This window comes from Vibrio sp. 1069, from assembly GCF_033340555.1.
Genome location: NZ_JAWOWP010000238.1, coordinates 1 through 812, shown reverse-complemented (window position 1 = coordinate 812; position 812 = coordinate 1). Strand labels below are relative to the sequence as shown.

At 46.9% G+C, this 812-nt stretch carries 1 protein-coding gene; it reads left to right on the top strand.

The annotated features are described in order from the left end of the window. The first annotated feature begins 24 nt into the window (after positions 1-24). The gene (locus tag R7040_RS25710; RefSeq protein ID WP_318097462.1) at positions 25-735 is read left to right on the top strand and encodes an HAD family hydrolase; all 711 of its coding nucleotides are present in this window, start codon (positions 25-27) and stop codon (positions 733-735) included. The last annotated feature ends 77 nt before the right edge of the window (positions 736-812 follow it).

The window sequence follows — 812 nt, the reverse complement described above, 5'->3', positions numbered from 1 at the left end:
CATCAATAACAACGAGAACGTTGAATGAAATTAGACGCCATATTGTGGGATTACGATGGGACACTCGTAAACTCTGTACCGAAAAACATCGACATCACCAAAGCGATCTTATCCATCGTAGCCCCGCATTTAACTGGCGATAATTTACCGAAATATCTCCATTCAGAAGGCAACTATCACTACGCAAACCACGCGGCGAAAAACTGGCAAGAGCTCTACGTGGATTACTACGGCATGTCCCATGATGAAATGCTAAAAGCTGGTGGTTTATGGGCAGAGCATCAAGAGAAAAACCAAACACCAGTAACCCTGTTTGAAGGCATTGATGGCGTTATTAAAGAGTTTGCGCAGCTGCCTCACGGCATTTGCTCTCAAAACTCACAAAGCAATATTCATCGAGTGCTGTCCGACAACGGCATCAGCGCGCCGTTTAAATCCATCATCGGGTATGATGACGTCTCGAACGGACACCAAAAGCCCGATGCGTACAGTGGCATCAAATGCGTTGAGTCGATTTTTGGTCACGCAGAAAATCGACAGCTGATATACATCGGTGACCATGAAGCCGACACGCAATTCGCACGCAACATCGAACAGCAGTTGGGTGGCCAAAGTAAAGTGATTGCCGTTGCAGCAGCGTACAGCGGCGCGATGCCAGAGCATTGGAGCGTGCAACCAGATTACGTGGCAAGAACGGTTGACGAGCTGTTTTCGATTATTGCTCAACACACGTAATTTTTGACTGCGGTTTAAGGCCAACACCTTGAATATCAGCGCTCACCTTGCCCTTTCAGACATTGAAACAATTTTAG

Bases quoted from the DNA above. Each gene is read 5' to 3' on its own strand.
- R7040_RS25710 (WP_318097462.1), top strand. From the start codon at position 25: ATGAAATTAGACGCCATATTGTGGGATTACGATGGGACACTCGTAAAC.